This window comes from Kribbella sp. NBC_01245, from assembly GCF_036226525.1.
GTDB lineage: Bacteria > Actinomycetota > Actinomycetes > Propionibacteriales > Kribbellaceae > Kribbella.
This window is the reverse complement of sequence record NZ_CP108487.1, coordinates 2,732,356-2,753,099: the sequence shown is the minus strand read 5'-3', so window position 1 is coordinate 2,753,099 and position 20,744 is coordinate 2,732,356. Positions and strand designations below refer to the sequence as shown.

The window sequence follows — 20,744 nt, the reverse complement described above, 5'->3', positions numbered from 1 at the left end:
GCCGAAGGTCGGCTGTCCTCGGTCAAGGACCCGCGGAACGGGGAGACCAAGCTCACCTATTACGCGAGCCCCTGGGCCGGTCGTCTGCAGACTCTGACCGACCGCCGGGGCAAGGTGACCGAGTTCGCCTATAACGATGTGGGCGGGGAGCCCGATCCCTTGTTCGAGGCCACGGTCACCGGTGTTCTCGTCGAGGGCGGCGTGACCAAGCGCTTCCCGACGGTCTACACGATGGACGCGTATGGGCGCGCGATCAGGGTGAAGAACGCCAAGAACGAGACGACCTCGCTCGGCTGGGATCGTGAGAACAACGTGATCCGCATGGAGGAGGCGAACCATGCGATCGCGACGTGGGCCTACGAGCCGAACACCGGATATCCAACCCTCATCCGGGACGCCATGGCGAACAAGAACGGCACGCCGGGTACGACGCTGACCTACACGACGACGGCGGGCACGAGCACGACCGCGCCGGTCAGAGTGCTCACCGAGAAGACGAGCTCCCAAGGCAGGAAGTGGCAGTTCGGCTATGACGCGCAGGGAAACCTGAAGGCGGTCACCGATCCACTCGGCGTCGCGAGTCCGGCAGTCGGCGACTACCAGACGACGTACGACTACGACACCGTCGGCCAACTCGTAAAGGTGTTCGACGCCAACGGCAACGCGCCGACGGTCTACAGCAGCTATGACCAGAACGGTTACCCGCGGACCATCACCGATCCGCTGAGCAAGTCGACGACGTTCCAGTACGACCTGCGCGGCCAGGTGGTGAAGGTGACTGACGCGCGTTTGAAGGACACGATCGCGGAGTACGACGCATTCGGCCGTCCGACCAAGCAGACGACGCCGGTCGATGCGGCGGGCGGACGTGTGCAAACCACCGAGACGCAGTACGACCTGAACGACAACGCGATCAAGGTGATCGCGCCCAACGGGGCGTTCTCGACGCACACCTACAACGCGGCGGACGAGCAGGAGTCGTCGATCCTTCCGTCGAACGGGGCGGCCGATGAACGCAAGACGACCTACAGCTACGACGACCTCGGCAGGCTGCTCCAGACGACCACGCCGTTGGGGAACCTGACCACCGGCAATCCCGACGATTACGTCACCAGGTATACATACGACCCGATCGGTCAGTTGACGGATGTCGTGACGCCATTCGACAGTCGCTCCAGCTACAAGTCGTCGTACGTCTATGACACCGTGGGCAACCTGATCAAGCAGATCGATCCTCGGAAGAACGACACGCCTGAGGACGACGCCAAGACGACGATGTCGTACGACCTGAACCACCGGCCGATCACCACCGTCGACGCCGCCGGTTACGCCACTCGCACGCAGTACGACCGCGATGGCCTGGTCGTCGGGCAAATCGATGCCGATGGCAACAAGAAGACGATCGTCCAGGATGCGCGAGGCAAGGTGGCGCAGGTCAGCGTGCCGCACACGCCGACGGGAGGCGCCACGATCCAGCGGATCACCCGTTATACCTACGACGAGAACGGTAACGGGACCGCGGTCGAGTCTCCGCAAGGCGTGAGCACTACGGCCAAGGCCGGCGACTCGATCGTGCGGATGGTGTACGACGCGAACAACCGGGTCATCGAGCGGATCGCGCCGTACGACTCAACCGACGTCACCTACCCGAACCCGGCGCGGACGTTCTACCAGTACGACGCGGTCGGCAACGTGTCGCGCCAATCGGAACCGACGTACGCGACGACGGCAGCCGCGGCACGGGATTGGTCCAGTTTCACCTGGTTCGACAACGGCCAGCCGCGTACCAGCGTTGATCCCTGGGGCATCGGTACGTCGTACGACTACAACCTGCTCGGATTGCAGACCTCGCGGACGCTGACCAGTGCCGCGGGCGACGCGAAACGGACCATGGTGTGGGACTTCTGGCCGGACGGCTCGATGAAGTCCCGCGGCGACACCGCACCGCTGGCCGGCCTGGAAGAGGTGCTGGTCGACAACTCCGACGGCCAGAACGTCGCGGTGACTGGCACTTGGGCGACGGGTACAACCGCAGCGACCAAGGTCGGGTACGACTACCGGACCCATGCGGGAGCTTCGGGCTCTACCGACACGTTCGGCTGGAAGCTGCGGGTTCCGGCGGCCGGTACCTACGAGGTGTTCGCTCGTTGTCCCCAGGGCGTGGGTACGGCGACAGCTGCGGTCTACACCGTGCAGCACAGCGCTGGATCGACGCCCAAGACCGTGAACCAGTCTGCATGTACGGCGGACTCGCCCTGGGTGTCGCTCGGTAGCTACACCTACGCCGAAGGTGTCGACAAGAAGGTGACCCTCGCGGTTCCGGCGACCGGCACGGTGGTCGCGGACGCGGTGAAGATGGTCCGTAGCGGTGCGACGCCTGGTGCGGCGAAGGACTTCACGTACAGCTATGACGTGGGCGGGCAGCTGACGTCGCTGCGGGACAACACCCCGACCGCGCTTACCGATACCTACGAGATCCGGTACGACGGTCTGTCCCGGGCCGACCAGGTGCGGGAGCTGAAGGCGGGCGTGCCGCGGTCGACGACCACCTACGGGTACGACGCGAACTCGAACCTGGCGTCGTGGTTCGCTGACGATCAGGTGGCGCCGGAGACGGACCAGTTCGCGGCGTACACCTATGACGTACGGGACATGCTCGAGTCGGTGAAGACGGGCACATCGGCCACTGATCCTGCGCCGAAGACGACGTCGTTCACCTACACCTCGCGCGGTCAGCGTGCGGGTGAAGTGAAGCCGAACCTCAACAAGGTCGCGTATCGGTACGTCGAGGACGGCTCGCTGCGCTCGCAGGTCGAGACGCGCGCGGATGGCACGCTGATCAGCTCGCACCAGTTGGCGTACAACCTGGATGGGCACAAGTCGTCCGATACCCTCGAAGGTGCAGAATGCGGATTCGCCGTCGGCGTACCTGACTCAGACGGCGAACATGGTTTACACGAATGACAGCCGGCTGCGCTGGATCACCAAGTCGGGTTCGAGTCCCGGGGCGTATGAGGGGTATTCGTACGATGCCGCGGGGAACGTCAATTTCCAGCGGAGGGGTGCTGCTGACACTTGGTATAAGTACGACCGGAACCGGCTGTTGTGTGCTGGCACTACCAGCACGGACCCGTGTGCAGCGGGGTCGGCGAACTACAACTACGACGCGTTCGGCCGGTTGGACACGGTGACGTCGAACGACAAGCTGGTCGAGCGTTATGGGTATGACGGTTTCGATCGAGTGGTCTCGCATCGCAAGTACGATCCGGCCACTGGTGCGCTGAAGTCGGGTCAGACGACCGCCTTCGACCCGTTGGACCGGACGACGCAGGAGTCGACTCAGGTCGGCACGGGTACGGCGAAGACGACGACGTTCACGCATCTGGGTATGTCGGACCAGATCATCAGCGAAGAGCAGCCTGATCCTGGTGCGGGTGGCGTGGCGAAGACGACGGCTACGTATACGTACGGGCCGGGTGGTGAGCGGATTTCGCAGACGACGTCGCCGTTAGCTGGTGGTGCGTCGGAGACGAGCTACTACGGGGTGAACCCGCACACCGACGTCGAGACTCTGACGTCTGAGTCGGGCAACACGCGCTCGACGTACCGCTACACCGGATACGGCGAGAACGACGGCGCCGGTTTCTCGGGCAAGGACAAGGCCACCGCCACCGGTGGGCCCGAGGTGGAGGCCTACAACCCGTACCGCTTCAACTCCAAGCGCTGGGACCCGGCCACGGGCGGCTACGACATGGGCTTCCGCGACTATTCGCCCGGCCTGAACCGGTTCCTCACGCGCGACATGTACAACGGCGCCCTGTCCGACCTGCGTCTCGGTTCCGACCCCTGGACCGGCAACCGCTACGCCTTCGCCGGCGGCAACCCCATCACCGGCATCGAATACGACGGCCACTGCCCCATGGCCGACGAAGGCGGCTGCGACACCAACGCCAACTACGAAATCTACGTCCCCCCGGCGAGTACCGGGGGCACCGAGACCGGCGATCAGGTCTCAGAAAACGTCGGAGTGACCCGCGTTATCGCACCCGACGGCGAGACGTACTTGAAGGCTAAGGGCCTTGCTAGTGAGGAATTCGAGCGCCGCGGCTGGAACACCGGCCAAACTCCCGGCTGGGAGACTTGCAAGTCGGTGGATCAGCTCCTTGGCGGCAACTCTACGTGCGGTGGCGGCCTGCTAATGCATGCGACCGAATTCGGCAAGACAATGTGCGAACAGCCCGGAATGACCTGTGGGGATACGGGTGGCTCCATTGGAGCGATCATGGCGATGGCTGGCGCCATGATGTTCCACGGGCGTGAAGGTGCTGCCGCAAAGGCTGGCGGAGCGCTCGTCAAGTACGACGCCGACTTTGCGATCGGGCAGCTGACCAAGGGCGGGCGTGGCACGGCCTCCGGACTCGTAGACGTCGCCGAGTCGCAGGGTTGGAAGGCGGTGCAATCGTCAGGTGGTCCACTCAAGTACGTGGACTCGAACGGCATTGAACGCTTGGTCATCAAACGAGGCACAGCTCGCACGCCAGGGAGCAATTTCCCCCACGTGGCTATCCGAAACGCCTCCGGCCAGCGCGTCGACCCGTACGGTAACGTGGTCAGTCGCAAGAGCCCAGGCAACCACACTCCGATCACATGGGATCTGCCGTGATGCGCCCCTACGTCGAGATCTCCCAGTTGCGCGAAGTTCTGCTGGAAGAGAGCTACGTGCTGGACATCGCGGCGACTCCGGGTGCGGTGAGGTTTGAGCTTGACCTGGTCCTCACTCCCGATCATGCGGAGTATCGGCCACCCGCGCCGGGTGAGCAGTACTGCTTCCGCCGAGGTTCGCTGGTGTTCAAGGGCGTTACTCGGCTCCTCTGGTCGAACTCCGGCAATCCGCCGGCCGTCGATTCGTCGGGAGAGGAGGACTACGGGCAGATCGATAGCTTCGAATGGGATGACTCTGGAGCACTCTTGGAAGGCGGTTGGGGCAGGATGGAGATCGTCTCGTCGATCATCGAGGTGGCTCTGCAGTGAAGTCCAGGGAGGTCGGCAGCAACTCTTCGTGCGTTGGAGCCAGTCTGTCTTTGTGGCGCTGATCCCTGCCCTGTCGGGGTGCTGTTCGGCGCTACCGCACTCGCCGCATCGGCTGTCGGAGTTGAAACTCGCGTCGGCGCTCAAGACGTCGCGGCCGAGGGGTCCGCCGACACGCATCGCCGCGGGTCAGCGGCGAGGAGAAGCCGGTCCGATGGCCGGTTTCGTCGTGGCTAGCGGTGTGGCCGCAAACACGGGTCGGTGTCAACAGACAGCCGGACTTCCTTGTGGGCGGACAGTTCTTTCCCTGTCCGCGGACAACTGATCACCGTGTGGTGTTAGTTCAGGGCAATCACTCGTCGTCCTGCGGTGGCCTCGGACAGGCGTAGTGAGGTGCCCTCGGTGCGCACGACGTGGGCGTGGTGCAGGAGCCGGTCGACGGTTGCGGTGGCGAGGGTTTTGGGCATGATCGTGTCGAATCCGCTTGGGTGCAGGTTGCTGGTGACGGCGAGGCTGCGGCGTTCGTAGGCGGCGTCCACGACGCGGTAGAACGCTTCGCCGGCGGCTTGTCCGGCGGGGAGCATACCGATGCCGTCGATCACGATGAGTTCGGCTCGGGTGATCTTGGCGATGGTCTTGCTCACCGATCCGTCGACGGTGGCGCGGCCGATCGCGGCGGTCAGCGATTCGAGGGTGAACCAGGAGACCCGCATGCCGGCGTCGATGACCTTGTGTGCAAGGGCTTCGATGAAGTGGGTCTTGCCGGTGCCGGATGGTCCGGCGATAACGATGGCGCTGGTTTCTCGGGTAAGGACAAGGCGACTGCTACGGGTGGGCCTGAGGTTGAGGCGCACAACCCGTACCGGTTCAACTCCAAGCGCTGGGACCCGGCAACGGGCGGCTACGACATGGGCTTCCGCGACTACTCGCCCGGCCTGAACCGCTTCCTCACCCGCGACATGTACAACGGCGCCCTATCCGACCTGCGCCTCGGCTCCGACCCCTGGACCGGCAACCGCTACGCCTTCGCCGGCGGCAACCCCATCACCGGCATCGAATACGACGGCCACTGCCCCATGGCCGACGAAGGCGGCTGCGACACCAACGCCAACTACGAAATCTACGTCCCCCCGGCTGCGAGCGACACAGGTGCAGGTTCATCGGAAGACGATTCAGTCTCCGACTACCGGACCCCGGCACGCTCCCACCCGGACCGAATCCTCGAGATGGGCGACGGCTGCAGCCACGGCCAACGCTTTGGCTGCAGCCTCCCAGTCGGCGGATTCAAGGCCCTCGGCGACGACGGCTACGGCCCGTACGTCAAAACAACTGGCGACAAAGGCGCGGACTTCGTTTTCCTACTCAGTACTTTCGGTCTCCCCGGAGGTGGAGCAACACGCGGCGTGCTTGCGATTAGAGCAACGCAAGCTGCCAAGCTCGCTCCGGCCGCAAAGTCCGTTGATAACATCCTGCCTACGCCGCAGGTCGGCAGCACGAAGTTGCAGAACCTCGTCGACAATCTGTACACGGGAACGACCAACCCCAACCGAGTGGGCAACGGTACGACCATGGACGCCATCCTGAACGAGATCGCCATGGGTGTGCCCACTCGCGGCCGAATGCATATGACCAAGGGCAAAGAAACACTGAGCGGACTCAAAAATTGGTTGCGCCGAAACCCCGACGCTGCGTACTACGACAGACTTGTCGCGCAGAGCCTCACCGACGAATTGTCGCTCGTACTTCGAGGCGGCCGATGAGCGCCGCCACCGTCGCCGCTATCGGAGCAGTTATCGACGCACACCGAGAGCTGACACCGATCCTCGACGAGCATCTCGTCGACAACGACGGCGAAGTCCTCCCGCATCTGGTCATGGCGGACATCGTGCGCTGGCTGGTGGATAACCGTCGCTCGCGGCCCGAGGTATGCCGATCAGTCTTGGACTGGCTTGAACGCGAGTTCATTCGCGGCCCCGATGACGTTCGAGGACTCATCACTGTCAGCGGCGTTGAGATGATTCCGGATCCAGGGCAGCCTGGCGCCGAGCTCCGCGAGTTGCTCGGACCTGAGCTTCGAAGGGTCGATCCGTGGCTCGCCTGATCTCACTTGTCTGCAGTGGGGTGTCATCGCAACCTGTTCCTGCCCAGTCCGATCTGGGCTAGGCTTTCTCTCCGCGGCATGCCGTCTTTGTCGATCCGGCCCCATCGGGCGGGTGAACACCACGCTCAAGCGGGTTGTGAACGCGCATGTCGAGGACGATCGGGCCCGACACGTTCGCGTGGTCCAACCGGCGCTATGACGTCACTTGGGGCGCCTGATTCGCCGGATGCTCTGGCGCTCTTCATGACAGCCGGGCTTGTCAGTTTGATGTTCTGGGTGAGATCGGACGACCCAGTCGAGACGCGTCCGGCGCTGAACCCGGGTCCGGAACCATCCACCGAAAATGGCGGTCGTGATGAGATATTTCGTTTTGGCGGCCGACCACTTGGAGTCGTCGCTACGAGACGAGCAGACGGGACCCGTCACCATCGACGAATTGGCGCTCACAACGACGCTCGTGGGGGAATTAAGCTACTGGAACGAGCGATACCAGACCATCATTCCCCGGGAGGTCGCCGAACGCTCATCGCCTTCTGCATCAGCGCTTATCGATTCCCTGGATAGCGAGGGCCTGAAGCTCGCTGATCGCATTGACGCTGAGCTGGAGGGGGAGGCGAAGGTGCGCTACTACAGCGAAGGGTTGTTGAAGTATCGGTGGTGACCATTCAGGCAGGCCGTCGAACATTGGAACCTTCATTCCGTGGAAGGAGCTCCATTGATCACCTCGGCAGAAGAGTTCGTTGCACTGCGCACGAGCGAAGACCCCGTCGACCAGGAGCGGGCGACCCGAGATAGGGCAGACGTCTCGGTTTGGCTCGAAGTGGTGGCGACCTATCCGTCAATGCGGCAGTGGGTCGCTCACAACAAGACCGTCCCAAGCGAGGTCCTCCACAAGCTTGCATCCGACCCCGATCCCGCCGTCCGATGGGAAGTGGCCGGAAAGCGGAAACTGGATACTGAAGTTCTCCGGCTTCTGGCTTCGGACAGCGACGACAGTGTGCGGGTCAGGGTCGCCCGCCACCCACGCGCGAGTACGGATTTGCTGATTGCGCTGCGCATCGACGAATCGTGGGTCGTCAGACAGGCAGCGGACGAGGCTCTCAGGGCGCGAACCTCGGGCGAGCCATGATGAAGCTACTGGCTGGCTCGGTCAGGAACGTTTCGATGAGCCGCGCTCTCTCGACCAGTCATTGCCCTAATCGCGGGGTTGTTCGGTCTGACGATGCCCGCCAAATTCGGTGTTTGCGGAGCCGCCGTCCCTCGTCCAGACCTACGATTACGACGGCCACCGCGACGTTGACGGGCGTCACCACCGAGCGCGGACCACCCACTCATGCTTGCGGCGCTGATAGGGACCAGCCGTCGTGGCGTAGCGGACGGATCTTGGATCTCTTGTTCTTCATCGTGAGGGGCAATTCGGTGACGGACTCGTCCTTGCAAGGCCGCTGCAGGGGATCGTGCACGCGGAGGGCTCTGGCTGCTTGTGCGATGGGCTCTTGCTCACGAGGGGTGGGCGCGAGACAAAGCCTTGGAGACGATCGAGGTCATCGCGCCGGACCGCGTCGAACTCATACGCTCGGCGATGGCCGAGCGCTGAACTCCCCCTTGCCTGCGAAAGCGACGGGCCTTGAAGGTCAGGTGTCGTGTCGATCGATGATCGGTCGAACGCGGCCACGGGCGAGGTTGTCCACCCTCGCAAGCATGGCTGGGAGTCGATTTGGCCCCGCCATCGCAGCAACGATCCGCGCCGCATCGGCGATCTCGAGCCCTCCGGCAGCCGTGACGTAGAGGGGCCTGGTCGCCGCACCACGGATCACCTCGGCTGCGTGTGTCGAGGTGCGGAATGGCGTCTTTGCGACGCCGATGACCGGGATGCCCAGCGCGTCCGCGGTACGCGCCCCGAGTCCTGGGCGGCCTTGGGGGTCAAGGGTCGCGTAGCCATCGATGACCAGCAGCTCAAGTCGCGGGCCAAGTGCCAGGGCCGCTCGGATGCATGGGAGTTCGCGCTTGTAGAGCTTGCCTGGCTCGTATGGCTCGGTTCTGGCGATGTCGGCGACGTGCTCGGACACGACCGTTGAGAAGGTCAGCTCTCGGCAGACGACCAGTGCTGCCTTCGCTTGTCCCAGGTTGTCGTAGTGGACGTCCACAGCGCCGAACTTCGCGTCTTGGTTCACGGGCCGACTCAGCTGGTTTGGCCGCTGAATGCTTGGCGGGCGTGGTGGCGTCGGGGTGCGCCTTCGATGAAGGCTGCGACGTGTTCTTGTTCTTCGGGGGTGAACTGGTCGACGGCTTCGAGATTGAGCCGGAGCGTGGGGTTCGTGGGGCCGTGTTCGTCAGCGTCGAAGAGGAGCGAGTCAGCGCTGACGTTGAGCGCGAGCGCCAGTGAGCGGAGGACGTCGAGGGTGGGCTGGCTGGTGCCGGCTTCGTAGCGGCGGATCTGGGTGCCGTGAGCGCCGGAGCGGTCGGAGAGCTGTTGCTGGGTGAGCGACTGTGGCTTGCGTGCCGCGACGAGGCGGGGGGCGAAGTTGGTGTCGGTCACGGGCTCGCTTCCGGGGGCATGCAGCGGAGTGAGGTCTGCGGAAACCATTGGAGCCACCTTCGGATGTCGTTGATGCGCCAGAGCGTGTCGTGCGGCGGGAGTTTGGCGTTAGCGGGCTCGGCGCCGTCGGGTTAAGTCGATGCTGATCAGCATGATGCTGAGCAGAGTGCCCAGGGCGAAGGATCCGAGGGCACTTGCGACGGCGGGGAGCATGGTGTCGACGGCGGCGCGATCGCCTACGTAGTACGGGATGGTGTTATCGGCGTTGGTGCAGATGATTGTGACGGTCTGGGGTGGAACGGCGGACCTGGAGTGAGCGATGACGTAGTAGCTCGGGCCACCCACGGAGTAGTTCTCGCGTTTTAGCGGAGCCTTCAGGGGGATGTCGGCTCCGGTGGCGTCCTTGGCCTGACAACTCGGGGTCTGGCCGAGCGCGGTTGTCGAGATGGTCAGGCCGTCATGGTTCAGCCGGATCACACCGTCCCCGAGCGGCACCGGTTCGTGCGGCATCGTCCTGACCACTTGCAAGATAGAGATCCCACTCACAACCAGGCCCACAGCGAAACAGGCGACGGCGATCCACAGCAGGGGCCGGCGGCTCACGGGCGGCCGGACGCCGGGGTGCATGGTCATAGCCCGAAGACTAGTGCTCTCTCTTAAGAACGTTGGGGTCATAACCGCGTCGGGGTGACCTCCGGTGGTGAGTTTGAAGGCGTGCTGCTGGTGGTGGAATTGGTGATAGCTCGACAGGCTGAAGTGTTCGTGCGCTCGCTGGAACCCGAGGAAGCGCAGCGTCTGGTGAAGATCACGCGGGCCACGAGAGCGGCTTCGCCGGGCCGGGATCGTGCTGGCGTCGGTTCAGGACGCAGCGCGGCCGAGGTAGCGGCGATATGTGCGGCAACGCCGCAGTAAACGCGGGAGGTGATTCACGCGTTTAACGAGCAGGGGTTCGTGGCGTTGGGCCCAAAATGGAGCGAGGGTCGGCGGTGAGGTTCGGCCCCCGGTTCATGAGCCGACGGGCGCGTGCTGTGTGCCGACGAGTTCGGTCCGCTGAACCTGCAAGCCCGGCGCGGGCGCGCTGCTTCCCCAGCTGGCGACCGGCCCGGCTGCGCGCGACCTGCAACCGCGCCGGCGGAGTGCGCCTATCCGCCGCGCCGGACCTGACCACCGGGCCCGGTTCCGCGACCGTATAACGCTGGACCGAGTTCCTCACGTTCCTCAAGGGATCCGCGGCAGGAACTCAGCCGGGAAGCTCTAGCGGGCAGCCGTCTCGAGCCAGGCCTGAAGTGGCCGAGGCCGCAGCTCGGTTAGGTGGTCCAGTCCGGGCGGGTGGGGCGCGTCAGCCGGCATGCTGCTGCGGGGGCGTTGTCGAAGCCGTGGCTGATTTCGTAGTCGCATTCGCAGCAGCACTCAAGGTCAGGGTCCAGGGGGCTGCCTGGGTGTTCTGACCAGGTGTGGCCGCAGGCGGTGCAGGCGCCGAGGGTTAGGTGGAGGCGCCAGCGGCGTAGGCGGCGGAGGAAGCTGAGGCGTGGGGGAGCGATTCCCGTGAACGCCTCGTCAGGTGTGCTGCCGGTGGCGCGGAGGGCGAAGTACTGGAGGGCATCCGTGAGCGCGACGTCCTCGCCGGATGGGTCGAGGATGCGCACCGCTTTGGACCAGTCGACCACCTCGAACATGACGTCGTCGGCACCCCAGGACGCCTGGACGCCGTACGCGCCCGGCTCTTCCCACGAATGCACGCGCACGTCCACCGGGACGCCAAGAGTGGTTGCCCGTTCGCGGAGCATCGAGGCCAACGCCTCGCCGGAAGGGCCCTGCCAGTAGTTCTCCACAGGACAGGTTAGACATAATCCGGAAATGGAGATCACCACCGAGCGACTCGTGATCCGGCGGTTTCGGGGCGAGGACGCGGCGGCGTTTGCGGCGTATCGGTCGGAGCCGGAGGTCGCGCGGTATCAGGGGTGGGACGCGCCGTACCCGATCGAGCAGGCGCGGGCCGCCGTGGAAGCGTTCGCGAATGGGGATCCGGCGAGGCCCGGGTGGTTCCAGTACGCGGTCGACCTGCGAGGCGAGCTCATCGGCGATATCGGCATCCGTCTCCACGACAACCTGATGCAGGCCGATCTCGGATTCACGTTGGCTCCGGCGTACCAGGGCAAGGGGTACGCCGCCGAGGCCGTCGCAGCCCTGCTGGATCATCTGTTCACGACGCAAAGGCTGCACCGCGTTTCGGCCGAGTGCGATGCGAGGAACGCGGCGTCGGCCCGCCTGCTGAAGCGGCTTGGCTTTCAGCAGGAGGGCCTCCGCCCCGCTTATACCTGGGCTAAAGGCGAATGGACCGACGACCTGCTCTTCGGTCTATTGGCCGAATATCGCTAAGGGAAATTCACCCACGTCGCCACGTTCTGGCTCGAGTTGGACGGGCCGCCGGTGTTGTTGATGACGTGCTGGATTGTGCCGCGCCCACCAAGGGACACGGTGATCATGTTGTGGAATTTCACGCCCGCCTTGACCGGCACCTCGAACGCCCGATCCGCGGCAATGCTCGCGTCGGTCGTAAATACGCAATAGCTGCCTAATCCCCAGGCCTCATGCGTATTGACCGAATCGGCCACCTTGTACGCCGCATAGCCGCGCGTCGATCCGTTCATCCAGGCGGCCTGGTTCGGCGGGTCGTACGGCATTTCGTTCTGGTAGAAGTACGTCCGCCCGCGTTCGCCGTTCCAGATCGTCTGGTATTTCTGGTAATGCTCGACGAACAACCCGTACGCCGTGACGTCGTTGCCGTTGACAACTAGTCCGGTCGCGGCGGTGTTGGTGTTCCAGCCGACGCCGAAAGCGTGATCGCCGCGCCAGAGCCACGCGTGATCGAGCAGGACGTTGTTGCTGTTGATCCGCAACGTCTCGGTCGCCCGACCGACAGCACTTCCACCGATGCGGTAGTAGATGTCGTGCAGCGACGTCGGGTTGGCGGCGTGGTTCGCCGACGAGCCGGACGCGCCGACCTCCATCAACAGTGGCGAGTTGGTCGGGCCCGCGTCGATCAGCAGACCGGCGATCTTGACGCCGTCCACGTCCGCGACGGACATCGCCATCGAACCGTTCTCGGTCAGAATGGTGGCCAGACCCAGGCCGAGTACGACGGTGTTGGCGCGGGTGATGCGGATCGGCTCCGACACCCGGTGGATACCCGGTACGAAGATCAGGTCCTTGCCCGCGGCAAGCTGTTGGTTGATCGTCGCGGCCGGGGTGCCGGGCTTGACGATGTAGAACTGGCTGATCGGCAGCGACTGGCCGGCAGGCGTGCCGCCTTCCCACGTCGTACCGGCCGAGTTCGTCCGCAACGCCGGCACGAACACGTTGTACGCGCCGCCGTTGTCGACGTACAGGTAAGGCTTCTCGCGGATGATCGGGGTCTGCGCGACGCGGGTGTAGTGCGGCGACGGGAAGTTGCCGGCCGGGGCGTTGAGTGCGCCGAGGAAGACCATGTTCCAGTTGTCGCCGGTCCAGCTGCCCCAGTTGGTGTTCCGCGAAAGCCACTGCTGCTGGCTGCCCGAACGCACCTGGCCGTCGACCTTGCTGTCGGCCATGAAACCGCCGGACGCCCAGCCGCCATCGTCGAGGGCGAGGTTGCCGCGCACGTGCATCCGCCGGTACGCCGAGGCCTGCGAAACGGCCCAGCGGTCCAGCCCATTCGGCGGATTGACGCTCAGGCCCTCGGCGCCACGCCAGAAGTTGTGCGTCGCGTTCTGCGGCGGGAACCAGTCGGCCTCGACGTGTACGCCGCCGTTGATCGTGACCTGGTCCGGGTGCAGACCGAGGCCGGCGACCTGGGTGAAGAAGCCGACGTTCGCGTCGACGTTGTAGGTGCCGGGCTTGAACAGCAAGGCGTACCGCTGTTCGCCGTACTGGTTCTCCTCCTGCTGGTTGAAGACCTGCGTGAGCCGGTTCTGGATCGTGGCGTTCGACATCGAGGGGTCGAAGATCGACACGTTCGGGCCGAAGTCCGGAGTGCCCGGGGGATTGGTCGGGGGCGTTCCATCCACTGGGTTGATCCTGAACGATTGAGCGGCCGTGCCGTTGCAGGTGTACTGCTGCAACTGGACCCCGTCCGCGGTGGAGGCGGCGGGTACGTCGAGGCACTTGCCGCTGTGCCGACTGACGAAGTGGTACGCGCCGTCGGCCTCCTCGACCGGCAGCCACTGCTGGTTGTTACCGCCGCCGTACGTCCACAGGTGGATCAGACCGCCGTCGGCGTTGGAGACGTTCGCGACATCCATGACCTGGGCCGCGTTGCTGCGCAGGTTGACGCGCACATACCCGTTGCTGGTCGGCTGGAACTGCCACTGCTGGGCGTTGCTGTTGTTGCAAGCGGTCTGCTGAACGGCCGTCTGGTTGGCGGTCGCTCCTCCCCGTGCATCCACGCACTTGGCGCTGTTCTTGTTCACCGCGGTATGCCAGTCCGTCGGCGAGATGGCGGCGTTCGCCGGACTGGCGCCCATGGTCACCGTCAGGCCGGTGGCGATGACGGCGAGTAGGACGGTGAAGGCGATGGCGATCCACGCCGTACGGCGGCGCGGGGGCGGGCGATGCTGGTCTTCGCCTGTAGTCATGGAGTTCTCCTCTTGAAGGGCGGGACGGCTCGGTTCAGCGTGCGAACCGGGCCGGTCGAGGTAAACGAAGTCGCTCTCCGGCAGGGCCGGATGACGCCGCGGGGCAGGGGCGCCAACGAGGTCGGTCTAAGGAAAGCTAACTTCTCTACTTAATTCAAGAGGGAGATTAAGTGCGTGTTGCTATGCCGCAAAACGGCGACGCATAGTCGGCCGGGCGGCGGCGGGTCAGGCGGGGTCGGTTCCGCCGGGCTCGGGATTGGGGTCGGCTTCGCCCGCGGCGGCGGTGGTGCGCCTTGCCTCGATTCGGTCGAGCTGTTCTTCGAGGGCGCCTCGCTCCTGGAACTCCTGGGCGAGCCAGGCCGCCTTCCGCAGCGCGTCTCCGATGGTGACCGGCTGGCCGTGCTGGTCGGTGGTGCCCAGGCGGAAGTTGAGCAGCTTGAAGATGTCCGCGTCGGTCAGTGGCATATCGTCCTCCGGGGGAGTTGGGCGGGGTGCGCCTCGGCGCGTCCAGGCGTACAGCTGGTCGCCGGGGCAGTCGGTCTGCTGCATATCGCGATGGCCGCGCAGAGCGTCGCCGGCGCCACCCCTGCTTCGGCAGTAGTCGATGGCATCGCGGCAGGCGGTCAGCAACGCCGGCGGCGCTGAACCGCTGCGGCTGCCCCACATGCACTGGACCGCATACCAATAAGTGTTCACGTCGGTATCGCCGTTGGCGGCCGACCGGCGATTCAGGCCGCGGCCCTCGAACACATACCCGTGCGGGCAGGCGAGGAAGTTGTACGCGATATCCGACCAGCCGCGGCCGTCCATGTGGTACGCCTGGATACCGCGCACCTTGTCGTCGCAGGTGGTGTGCGACCAGGGGGAGGCCCAGCCGGTGCCCTCCCAGTGGACGCAAACCCCGCGTGGATCGAATGGCGTGGCCGATCCTGACCCACGTGGGCGTGCGCCCCACTGTGCACGCGTGACTAGCCTCATCTTCGGCTCCTTTTCAGACTGCCTCGTGTCTGTCGGAGATCGTCGAGCTACACAGAGTCATCCAGGGTAGCTCGAAGTCCATGCAATCACAGCCGCAGCTCAGGCGGGGATCGAGCCGGTGCGGAAGGTGCTCGGCGCGTGTGTGCTTGCGAGCGACCGACCCGGCCGCCGCGGTCGACGTACCGGCCACGCCCTAGGCACCCCACCCCTGAACAACCCCGCCCTCGTCCAGTAGCGATTGGCGTTCGGCGGGACGGGAATTGGTTTGACGGACAGGGGCGGATGGCCGAAGGTCCTTGGCATGCTGTCGGATGCAGAAGTCGCGTCGTTCGTGCGGGACGGGGTCGTGGCGGTTCGGGGCGCCGTGCCCCGCCCAGTGGTGGAGGCGTGTGCGGATGTGATCTGGGCGGAGCTGGAGGGGCGAGGCGTCGGGCGGGACGACGCTGGGTCCTGGACGGCACCAGTAGTGCGGATCGATTGTCCGGACAGTCGGTCGTTCGCTGAGGCGGGGACCGCCGGTGTGTTGTGGGAGGCGTACGACCAGCTGATCGGGCCGGACAAATGGTGGAAGCGTGCAGGGGTGGGCGGGACGATTCCCGTTCGTTTCCCGCATCCGGCTGATCCGAAGGACGCGGGCTGGCACATCGAGAGCAGCTACTGGAATGGCAGCGATTGGCGGGCCAACATCCGGAGTCGCGAGCGAGGCCTGCTCGCGATCTTCCTTCTCACCGATGTCGGTCCCGACGACGCCCCGACACGGATCCGCGTCGGCTCCCACGCAGACGCCGCCCGCGTACTGGCTCCCGGAGGCGACGACGGGTTCGCTCCGGCCGAGGCGGGTCCGCCGATCGTGCAAGCAAGCGCCGATCGACCGGTCACCGAGGCGACGGGTGCCGCGGGTGATGTCTACCTCTGCCACCCTTTTCTGGTCCACGCAGCCTCGTGGCCACACCGCGGCAACAGTCCGCGGATCATCGCCCAGCCGGGCATTCAGCTGCTGGAGCCGTTCCCCCTGACAGACCGAAGCGCCGCCTATCCCGTAGAAGCGGCCATCCTGGACGCCCTCGGCGATTGACCTAGCCGAGCTGCCAGAGCTGTATCAGTCGCGCCACGTGCCGGTCCAGTCGTACAGCGGCGCGGTCGTCGCGTACTCCCTGAGGTAGCTGATCCGTCCGTCCTCGAGCCTTGCGACCGTGGAGCCGTCGAATGCTCCGGGGCTGCCCTTCCAGGTGCACTCGAAGTGCCACTCCACGACGAGCGAGTCGCCGGTCGCGATCTCAGCGGTGATCGTCCATCCGTCGACAAAGCCGCCGGCGTCAAACCAAGCGCGCATCCACTGCTCGACGCGCTCCTTGCCGCGATAGACCGGTCCGTACGACTCGATCGCGACGCAGTCGTCGGTGAGCGTGGCGAGGACAGCCGGGATGTCGTGGCGACGCCATCCGTCGATATAGGCCCGCAACTGGTTCATCTGGCCAACCCTACGATCTGTGGCGGGGCACTAGATTGGGTTTTCGCCCGCGTACGACGCCAGATCGGAATGCTGACCATGACGTCAAGACCCGAGTGGACCCACCGGCATCACGAGCAGCTGCGCGACCATTGGTGGTGGCGCCCCGGCTGGAAGGTCGGTACGCGTTTCTACGCCTGGCACATCACCGTGGACGACCAACCCGGCTTGCACGAACTCGTCGACGTCTACCAGGCAGAGCTCAGCGGCGTACCGGGCCTGGACCTGATTCCGCGCGACTGGTTGCACCTCACCATGCAAGGCGTCGGCTTCGTCGAGGACGTACGGCCTGAGCGCTTGGAGGCCATCCGCGCCGCGGCCCGCAACCGCCTCGGCAAGATCGACCCGGTCGTCGCGCACTTCGAACGGCCCGTCGTCACAGCGGAAGCGGTCATCATGCCGCCGAACCCGCTCGAGCCGTTCGACCAGCTGCGCACCGCCGTACGTTCTGCCATTGGCGATGTCGTCGGCCCCGACGCTGTCACCGAGGACGCCGACGGCTACCGCCCCCACATCAGCCTCGCCTACGTCAACGCCGAAGGACCCGCACACCTCGCCGTACAGGCCATCTCCCAAGTCGAATCCGCGCCCGCCGAAACCACCATCAGCGCCGTCTCCCTGATCGAGATGCACCGCGACAACCGCATGTACGAATGGCAAACCGTCGAGTCCGTTGCCCTCGGCAAGCGTTAAGCCAAGCGGCAGCGGGCGTAAAGCAGGCAGGGGACTTCCAGCCAGACCGGCTTGTGGTCCAACGGAGGCTCGCGCAGTTGGTCGATGACGAAGCCGACGCGATTCAGCTCGGTCACGTACGTGCTCAGCATCCGGTGGTAGGCGCCGATCGGAAGGGCTGGCTGGACCTGGCCGGGCCCGTCCCAGTAGCCCTCGTCGAAATAGCGCCCGACGGTACGCCGAATGGTGTTGTTCGTATGGTCGACGAGATCGCCGGTCGCCGGGGTCTTGAAGCACGGATGCGTGATCGCGAAAACGAACCAGCCTCCCGGCCGGAGCACGCGAGCGATGGACTGCAACGCGCGATCCAGACTCGGAATGTCCATCAGCGCCATGTAGCAGACGACCCCGTCGAACGACTCCGTGGCAAGCCCGTCGAGCGTGTGCGCATCTCCCTGCAGGTAGGTGATCCCGAGCGGATCAGCCTCCTCGCGCTCGCGAGCGATGGCCAGCAAATTCTCGGACAGATCAACGCCCGTCACCACCGCACCCTGACTCGCCAGATACCGCGCCTCACGCCCTTGCCCACACGCGACCGCGCACACCTCCTGCCCGGCCACCCCACCAACCAGCTCCTCGAACACGGGGTCGGCCAACTCCACCCCCACCCACGCGTCGTACTCGCCCGCCACCCCGTCGTACCGCGCCTCCACACCCATAACCCAAACCTAGTAGAACGACACAACAGCGCGGCCGGTCGGTTTCAGCCGCGCCCCCAGCGGGCAATGTGCTCGGCGAACCATTGCCCGGCGATCGCCGCCGCGATGCGCGGTGCCACGCCATCCCTGCTGAGGCCGTCCGGTGGGTTGGTGTCGATCGAAGCATCGGCCGCACGTACGCCGTCGTCCCAATTGAGGCTGGCGGGACTCCAGCCACCGCGCAGATCCTGGCCGTCATAGTCCACGCGGAGTGTGGCCCTAATCCACCGATCGACCACGAAGTCGCGGGACACGATCATCCACGGCCGGCCATCGGGGTCCTCGTGGTACCAATCGTGGAGCTCGGGTAGGCGTACTAAGAGGTCCTCGTAAAAGGTTCGCTCGGCGGCAGTGGGTTCACGATCGCTCACCTGGCGAGTCTGCCCGAAGGAGGGTTTCCTTTAATCGACCGAGTGCCCGTTAAAGGTTAGATACCTATCCTTTGATGGCTGCTGGGGGACCTCATGGTGGAACGGCTGCCGTTCCACGACGAGGTCGCGTGGAGTCACTTGGGCTGGGGCTGTGGCTTGAAGCGGCGGATCTCGTGGGGCCAACCGCATGCTTCCGCGATCTTGCCCGCCCACAGCTTGGCGGTCTCGTCATCGGGCACGTTCACCAGAGCGAATCCGCCCAGGAACTCCTTGGACTCGACGTAGGGTCCATCGGTGATCAACACGTCGCCACTGGTGGGGTCGGCGCTGTAGACCGGGCCGTCCTCCTCTTCCAGCCCGCCAGCGAAGACGTAAACGCCGGCAGCCTTCATCTCGTCCACGACCGCTCTGGCGAGTGGACCGCGCCCGCCGAACCACTCCTCAGTGTGGTCGCCCACCCACTGCTGGTTGAAGTAGATGAGGTACTCGGGCATGTCTGCTCCTTCGGCTCGAGCGGACCCGCTGTCCGCCTCCACCTACGCTACGAACGGCGTCCGGTGGATCCGACAGGCTCGCGGCAAAGATTTTCACGGGACCACACGCGACCACCTGGGACCACACGAGGGCGACGCAAAACGGCGGCTGACGATGAGCAACGTCGAGAGGACGTTTGCCCAGGTCAGCCGCCGTTTGGCGAACGGTCGCAGGTCAGGAAGACCTACGGATCACACGTCGTAGTAGAGCTCGAACTCGTGCGGGTGGGGGCGGAGCTGGATCGGGGCGATCTCGTTCTCGCGCTTGAAGTCGATCCAGGTCTCGATCAGGTCCGAGGTGAAGACGTCGCCCTCGAGCAGGAACTCGTGGTCGGCCTCGAGCGAGTTGATCACGGCCGGCAGCGAGGTGGGGACCTGGTTGACCGAGGCGTGCTCCTCCGGGGGCAGCTCGTAGAGGTCCTTGTCGATCGGGTCGGCCGGCTCGATCTTGTTGCGGATGCCGTCGATACCGGCCAGCAGCTGGGCCGAGAAGGCCAGGTACGGGTTGGCGGACGGGTCGGGGCAGCGGAACTCGATCCGCTTGGCCTTCGGGTTGGACCCGGTGATCGGGATCCGGATGCAGGCCGAGCGGTTGCGCTGCGAGTAGACCAGGTTGACCGGCGCCTCGAAGCCCGGCACCAGGCGGTGGTACGAGTTGACCGTCGGGTTGGTGAAGGCCAGCAGCGACGGGGCGTGCTTCAGGATGCCGCCGATGTACCAGCGGGCGACGTCGGACAGGCCGCCGTAGCCGGACTCGTCGTAGAACAGCGGGTCGCCGCCGTTCCACAGCGACTGGTGGCAGTGCATACCCGAGCCGTTGTCACCGAAGATCGGCTTCGGCATGAAGGTCGCGGTCTTGCCGGCGTCCCAAGCGGTGTTCTTGACGATGTACTTGAACTTCATCACGTCGTCGGCCGCGGTCAGCAGGGTGTTGAAGCGGTAGTTGATCTCCGCCTGGCCCGCGGTGCCGACCTCGTGGTGGGCGCGCTCGACGAGCAGGCCGCTGGTCTCGAGGTGCTTGGTGATGTCGTTGCGCAGGTCGGCGAAGTGGTCGACCGGCGGGGCCGGGAAGTAGCCACCCTTGTAGCGGACCTTGTAACCGCGGTTACCACCCTCTTCGACCCGGCCGGTGTTCCAGGCGCCGGCGACGGAGTCGATGTGGTAGTAGCTCTCGTTCTGCTTGGTCTCGAAGCGCACGTCGTCGAAGACGTAGAACTCGGCCTCGGGCGCGAAGAACGCGGTGTCGGCGATACCGGTCGACTTCAGGTACGCCTCGGCCTTGCGCGCGATGTTGCGCGGGTCGCGGCTGTAGGCCTCGCCCGTCAGCGGGTCGTGCACGAAGAAGTTGACGATCAGCGTCTTGTCCCGGCGGAACGGGTCGATGTACGCCGTGGTCGGGTCGGGCAGCAGCGACATGTCCGACTCGTGGATCTGCTGGAAGCCACGGATCGACGAGCCGTCGAACTGCAGCCCGTCCTCGAAGACCTCAGGACCGAACGACGACACCGGGACGGTGAAGTGCTGCATGATGCCCGGCAGGTCGCAGAATCGGACATCGATGAACGCGACGCCCTCGTCCTTGACGTAGGCGAGCAGCTCCTCAGCGCTGGAAAACATACGTACTCCTCGGGGTGGCTCAGA

General features: G+C 65.1%; 23 protein-coding genes. 11 read left to right on the top strand and 12 right to left on the bottom strand.

Features of this window, described 5'->3' with window-relative positions; translation table 11 throughout:
* Window positions 1–114 precede the first annotated feature (114 nt).
* Genes OG394_RS12095 through OG394_RS12085 form a run of 3 tightly spaced genes read left to right on the top strand, consistent with a single transcriptional unit; the run spans window position 115 to window position 5,031 of the window.
* Window positions 115–2,964 (top strand): golvesin C-terminal-like domain-containing protein, encoded by a 2,850-nt coding sequence (locus OG394_RS12095; RefSeq protein ID WP_328995314.1) that lies wholly within the window; start codon window positions 115–117, stop codon window positions 2,962–2,964.
* Window positions 2,948–4,663: an RHS repeat protein gene (locus tag OG394_RS12090; protein WP_328995313.1), complete on the top strand. Its 1,716-nt coding sequence runs from the start codon at window positions 2,948–2,950 to the stop codon at window positions 4,661–4,663. Before OG394_RS12095 ends, OG394_RS12090 begins: the two co-directional genes overlap by 17 nt.
* Window positions 4,648–5,031, top strand: coding sequence for a hypothetical protein (locus tag OG394_RS12085; RefSeq protein ID WP_328995312.1), 384 nt, complete (start codon window positions 4,648–4,650; stop codon window positions 5,029–5,031). The genes OG394_RS12090 and OG394_RS12085 overlap by 16 nt, the downstream gene beginning before the upstream one ends.
* Window positions 5,032–5,366: 335 nt before the next feature.
* Here the strand turns inward: OG394_RS12085 and OG394_RS12080 are convergent, their stop codons facing one another.
* Window positions 5,367–5,882 (bottom strand): ATP-binding protein, encoded by a 516-nt coding sequence (locus tag OG394_RS12080; protein WP_328995311.1) that lies wholly within the window; start codon window positions 5,880–5,882, stop codon window positions 5,367–5,369.
* Here OG394_RS12080 and OG394_RS12075 point away from each other — a divergent pair.
* The 4 genes from OG394_RS12075 (at window position 5,781) to OG394_RS12060 (ending at window position 8,258) form a co-directional block, all read left to right on the top strand.
* Window positions 5,781–6,788 (top strand): RHS repeat-associated core domain-containing protein, encoded by a 1,008-nt coding sequence (locus OG394_RS12075; protein ID WP_328995309.1) that lies wholly within the window; start codon window positions 5,781–5,783, stop codon window positions 6,786–6,788. The genes OG394_RS12080 and OG394_RS12075 overlap by 102 nt on opposite strands.
* The gene (locus tag OG394_RS12070) at window positions 6,785–7,129 is read left to right on the top strand and encodes a DUF7674 family protein (RefSeq protein WP_328995307.1); all 345 of its coding nucleotides are present in this window, start codon (window positions 6,785–6,787) and stop codon (window positions 7,127–7,129) included. Before OG394_RS12075 ends, OG394_RS12070 begins: the two co-directional genes overlap by 4 nt.
* A 343-nt stretch (window positions 7,130–7,472) precedes the next feature.
* Entirely contained in the window at window positions 7,473–7,790 is a 318-nt protein-coding gene (locus tag OG394_RS12065; protein ID WP_328995305.1) for a hypothetical protein, read from the top strand.
* 54 nt (window positions 7,791–7,844) lie between these two features.
* Entirely contained in the window at window positions 7,845–8,258 is a 414-nt protein-coding gene (locus tag OG394_RS12060) for a HEAT repeat domain-containing protein (protein WP_328995304.1), read from the top strand.
* Window positions 8,259–8,763: 505 nt separating this feature from the next.
* On the opposite strand, the gene OG394_RS12055 is transcribed toward OG394_RS12060, so the two are convergent.
* The 3 genes from OG394_RS12055 to OG394_RS12045 form a co-directional block, all read right to left on the bottom strand.
* Window positions 8,764–9,303, bottom strand: coding sequence for an endonuclease V (locus tag OG394_RS12055; protein ID WP_328995303.1), 540 nt, complete (start codon window positions 9,301–9,303; stop codon window positions 8,764–8,766).
* 8 nt (window positions 9,304–9,311) lie between these two features.
* Window positions 9,312–9,668, bottom strand: a complete 357-nt coding sequence (locus OG394_RS12050; protein WP_328995302.1) for a helix-turn-helix domain-containing protein — start codon at window positions 9,666–9,668, stop codon at window positions 9,312–9,314.
* 108 nt (window positions 9,669–9,776) lie between these two features.
* Window positions 9,777–10,178: a hypothetical protein gene (locus OG394_RS12045; RefSeq protein WP_328995301.1), complete on the bottom strand. Its 402-nt coding sequence runs from the start codon at window positions 10,176–10,178 to the stop codon at window positions 9,777–9,779.
* Between the two features lie 177 nt (window positions 10,179–10,355).
* Between OG394_RS12045 and OG394_RS12040 the strand changes: the two genes are divergently transcribed.
* Window positions 10,356–10,580 carry a hypothetical protein gene (locus tag OG394_RS12040; protein WP_328995300.1) on the top strand — a complete coding sequence of 75 codons (225 nt, stop codon included), beginning with the start codon at window positions 10,356–10,358 and terminating at the stop codon, window positions 10,578–10,580.
* A 395-nt stretch (window positions 10,581–10,975) separates the two neighbouring features.
* On the opposite strand, the gene OG394_RS12035 is transcribed toward OG394_RS12040, so the two are convergent.
* Complete coding sequence (locus tag OG394_RS12035) at window positions 10,976–11,500, bottom strand: hypothetical protein (protein WP_328995299.1); 525 nt, start codon at window positions 11,498–11,500, stop codon at window positions 10,976–10,978.
* Window positions 11,501–11,525: 25 nt separating this feature from the next.
* Here OG394_RS12035 and OG394_RS12030 point away from each other — a divergent pair, with 25 nt between their 5' ends.
* Window positions 11,526–12,047: a GNAT family N-acetyltransferase gene (locus OG394_RS12030; RefSeq protein ID WP_328995298.1), complete on the top strand. Its 522-nt coding sequence runs from the start codon at window positions 11,526–11,528 to the stop codon at window positions 12,045–12,047.
* Here OG394_RS12030 and OG394_RS12025 read toward each other — a convergent pair.
* Both OG394_RS12025 and OG394_RS12020 read right to left on the bottom strand, forming a co-directional pair.
* Entirely contained in the window at window positions 12,044–14,281 is a 2,238-nt protein-coding gene (locus OG394_RS12025) for an RICIN domain-containing protein (protein ID WP_328995297.1), read from the bottom strand. The two genes, OG394_RS12030 and OG394_RS12025, sit on opposite strands and share 4 nt — an antisense overlap.
* Before the next feature lie 225 nt (window positions 14,282–14,506).
* Entirely contained in the window at window positions 14,507–15,259 is a 753-nt protein-coding gene (locus OG394_RS12020) for an N-acetylmuramoyl-L-alanine amidase (protein ID WP_328995296.1), read from the bottom strand.
* A gap of 301 nt (window positions 15,260–15,560) precedes the next feature.
* Between OG394_RS12020 and OG394_RS12015 the strand changes: the two genes are divergently transcribed.
* A complete protein-coding gene (locus tag OG394_RS12015; protein WP_328995295.1) occupies window positions 15,561–16,334 on the top strand; it encodes a phytanoyl-CoA dioxygenase family protein in 774 nt (257 codons plus the stop codon).
* A 24-nt stretch (window positions 16,335–16,358) separates the two neighbouring features.
* Here OG394_RS12015 and OG394_RS12010 read toward each other — a convergent pair whose 3' ends face one another.
* Window positions 16,359–16,730 carry a nuclear transport factor 2 family protein gene (locus OG394_RS12010; protein WP_328995294.1) on the bottom strand — a complete coding sequence of 124 codons (372 nt, stop codon included), beginning with the start codon at window positions 16,728–16,730 and terminating at the stop codon, window positions 16,359–16,361.
* Between the two features lie 78 nt (window positions 16,731–16,808).
* Between OG394_RS12010 and OG394_RS12005 the strand changes: the two genes are divergently transcribed.
* A complete protein-coding gene (locus OG394_RS12005; protein WP_328995293.1) occupies window positions 16,809–17,462 on the top strand; it encodes a 2'-5' RNA ligase family protein in 654 nt (217 codons plus the stop codon).
* On the opposite strand, the gene OG394_RS12000 is transcribed toward OG394_RS12005, so the two are convergent.
* The 4 genes from OG394_RS12000 to glnA form a co-directional block, all read right to left on the bottom strand.
* A complete protein-coding gene (locus OG394_RS12000; RefSeq protein WP_328995291.1) occupies window positions 17,459–18,160 on the bottom strand; it encodes a class I SAM-dependent methyltransferase in 702 nt (233 codons plus the stop codon). The genes OG394_RS12005 and OG394_RS12000 overlap by 4 nt on opposite strands.
* A gap of 44 nt (window positions 18,161–18,204) precedes the next feature.
* Window positions 18,205–18,570 carry a hypothetical protein gene (locus OG394_RS11995; RefSeq protein WP_328995289.1) on the bottom strand — a complete coding sequence of 122 codons (366 nt, stop codon included), beginning with the start codon at window positions 18,568–18,570 and terminating at the stop codon, window positions 18,205–18,207.
* 134 nt (window positions 18,571–18,704) lie between these two features.
* Complete coding sequence (locus OG394_RS11990) at window positions 18,705–19,064, bottom strand: YciI family protein (protein ID WP_328995288.1); 360 nt, start codon at window positions 19,062–19,064, stop codon at window positions 18,705–18,707.
* A 231-nt stretch (window positions 19,065–19,295) separates the two neighbouring features.
* On the bottom strand, window positions 19,296–20,720 hold the full coding sequence (gene glnA / locus OG394_RS11985) for a type I glutamate--ammonia ligase (protein WP_328995286.1): 1,425 nt from the start codon (window positions 20,718–20,720) through the stop codon (window positions 19,296–19,298).
* Window positions 20,721–20,744: the final 24 nt, after the last annotated feature.

Bases quoted from the DNA above. Each gene is read 5' to 3' on its own strand.
- OG394_RS12090 (WP_328995313.1), top strand. From the start codon at position 2,948: ATGGTTTACACGAATGACAGCCGGCTGCGCTGGATCACCAAGTCGGGT.
- OG394_RS12085 (WP_328995312.1), top strand. From the start codon at position 4,648: ATGGGATCTGCCGTGATGCGCCCCTACGTCGAGATCTCCCAGTTGCGC.
- OG394_RS12070 (WP_328995307.1), top strand. From the start codon at position 6,785: ATGAGCGCCGCCACCGTCGCCGCTATCGGAGCAGTTATCGACGCACAC.
- OG394_RS12065 (WP_328995305.1), top strand. From the start codon at position 7,473: ATGGCGGTCGTGATGAGATATTTCGTTTTGGCGGCCGACCACTTGGAG.
- OG394_RS12045 (WP_328995301.1), bottom strand. From the start codon at position 10,178: ATGCCGCACGAACCGGTGCCGCTCGGGGACGGTGTGATCCGGCTGAAC.
- OG394_RS12030 (WP_328995298.1), top strand. From the start codon at position 11,526: ATGGAGATCACCACCGAGCGACTCGTGATCCGGCGGTTTCGGGGCGAG.
- OG394_RS12025 (WP_328995297.1), bottom strand. From the start codon at position 14,281: ATGACTACAGGCGAAGACCAGCATCGCCCGCCCCCGCGCCGCCGTACG.
- OG394_RS12020 (WP_328995296.1), bottom strand. From the start codon at position 15,259: ATGAGGCTAGTCACGCGTGCACAGTGGGGCGCACGCCCACGTGGGTCA.
- OG394_RS12015 (WP_328995295.1), top strand. From the start codon at position 15,561: ATGCTGTCGGATGCAGAAGTCGCGTCGTTCGTGCGGGACGGGGTCGTG.
- OG394_RS12010 (WP_328995294.1), bottom strand. From the start codon at position 16,730: ATGAACCAGTTGCGGGCCTATATCGACGGATGGCGTCGCCACGACATC.
- OG394_RS12005 (WP_328995293.1), top strand. From the start codon at position 16,809: ATGACGTCAAGACCCGAGTGGACCCACCGGCATCACGAGCAGCTGCGC.
- OG394_RS12000 (WP_328995291.1), bottom strand. From the start codon at position 18,160: ATGGGTGTGGAGGCGCGGTACGACGGGGTGGCGGGCGAGTACGACGCG.
- OG394_RS11990 (WP_328995288.1), bottom strand. From the start codon at position 19,064: ATGCCCGAGTACCTCATCTACTTCAACCAGCAGTGGGTGGGCGACCAC.
- glnA (WP_328995286.1), bottom strand. From the start codon at position 20,720: ATGTTTTCCAGCGCTGAGGAGCTGCTCGCCTACGTCAAGGACGAGGGC.